We start from the raw sequence: 1,897 nt of genomic DNA, 5'->3' as shown, positions 1-1,897 counted from the left end.
GCATCTGCGCCTCCGACGCACTTCGCATCTGCGCCTCCGACGCACTCAGCATTTGCGCCTCCGACGCACGCAGGAGGTAAGACACCACCTGCCCCATCCCGCCGCCGATTTCCGCGACAGGACACACGAGAAAACAATCTTTTCGTATTTTCTTTCGATCCATTGAGATACATCTCATAAAAAATACTATTTGATTTATTAATACACAAAAAATCTCTTTAAATCTGCATTACCATGTGTAAAATAAATTATGCAACGGTTTTTCGCATCGATCACCGGACAATCCGACGGCACAACCAGCCTCGGCGTCACGCTGGCCGGTTCAATGTGCATCACCTCCCAGCGCTGAGGTCGGCATGACCCCGCCATCGCCCGCTGCGACGGTCGCCGCCCCGCGCGCCTCGGTTTGTGCCAAACTCCCGCCCGGCTACCTGCACACCAACGGTAGCCAGATCGTCGATGCCGCCGGTGACGACGTGCGGATCGCAAGTGTCGGGTGGAACCAGAATTTTTCCGCCATCCAAGCAACGGTGGCGGCAATCGCCGCCTCGGGGTTCAATACCGTGCGGGTCTCCTGGGACGATGCCAACCTCAAGGCCGATCTGGTTTCCCTGACGCACATCGTCGCCGCCGCCGCCACGAACGGCCTGAAAGTGATCATCGACCATCATAACGACGAAGGGTTCACCAACCCACGCGATGGTTACGGCGCGCAGCAGCGCAACGGCCTGTGGTTTGATCGCGGACCAGGCACCAACAACACCAACGGCGCGGGCGTCAAAGGAACCGTCACCCAGGAAAAATTCAAAGCCGACTGGGTCACGGTGGCACGCACCTTCGCCGGCAACGCAACGGTGATCGGTTTCGATCTCGACAATGAACCAAATACCAACGGCCACATCACCTGGGGTCCCTACGGTCCGCATGGCGGTTATGGGCCGACGGATATTCACGCGATGGATCAAACCGTCGGCGACGCGATCCAGGCCGTCGATCCGGGCGCGCTGATCATCGCGGAAGGGCCGCAGAATTACGCATCATCCTTCGCCCGCACCGGTCCGGCGCCCGCGGGCGATCTGACCGTGGCCGGGGTGGACCCGGTCGTGCTGAATGTGCCGCACCATCTGGTCTATTCGGTGCATGATTATCCGGCCGAGATCTCGGCGGTCCATCCCGATCACGGCCCGGCGGCCATCGCCGCGATGAACCGCACCTGGGGCTATCTGGTCACCGGCAATGTCGCTCCGGTCTGGGTTGGCGAGATGGGCAGCAGCATGACGTCAGCCGATTCGCGACGCTGGGCGGCAACATTGCTCGACTACATGAACGGCCATGACGGCGCCGGCGGCGGCCCGACCTTTGCCCCCGGCCAGCAGCCGATTTCGGGAGACTGGTGGGTTTGGGGCAACCTGCCGGGCGAGGCGCCAGACGGCACGCTCAACGCCGACGGAACGCTGCGCCCCGCCCAATACGCCGTCTGGCATCGCCTGCTGCCGGTGCCGTGCAATCGAGGGTCAACGATCGATTTTAAACGACCGGCCGCGATACCGCCGTAAGACCGCGCTTCGATGGGCCACCGCAAATATCATTTTAGTAACTTTTCTTATTAATTGTATTTTACGCATGTTTCTTTACAATTATTTTATTGTTTTCAACCTCCGGATTCGTTACCTATCAATTTCCTGTTGCACTGCACTTTCAACCATAACGATTTTAACGTTTTAAAAAATCTAGATCTATATCGTTAATTAGATTTTGGGCCGATTTGCCCCAGGAGTCCAACTTGGCGTCCCCGAACGAGATCGCGGCCACAGCCGAAGACCGATTCTCCCCGCGACCCCATCGGTTCGTGGCCCCCCCGTTCAATGGGCCGGAAGTTGGCACATCAGCGACTGGC

The 1,897-nt window shown here is 58.7% G+C and carries 1 protein-coding gene; it reads left to right on the top strand.

Annotation, left to right across the window (positions count from 1 at the left end; all coding sequences use genetic code 11):
- Positions 1-356: 356 nt before the first annotated feature.
- The gene (locus ACP5E6_RS05015; protein WP_427952437.1) at positions 357-1,556 is read left to right on the top strand and encodes a glycoside hydrolase family 5 protein; all 1,200 of its coding nucleotides are present in this window, start codon (positions 357-359) and stop codon (positions 1,554-1,556) included.
- Positions 1,557-1,897 lie beyond the last annotated feature (341 nt).

This window comes from Acidiphilium sp. (assembly GCF_049977125.1).
Taxonomy (GTDB): domain Bacteria; phylum Pseudomonadota; class Alphaproteobacteria; order Acetobacterales; family Acetobacteraceae; genus Acidiphilium.
Note: the sequence above shows the minus strand (reverse complement) of the source record. Positions and strands in the feature narration are given on the sequence as shown.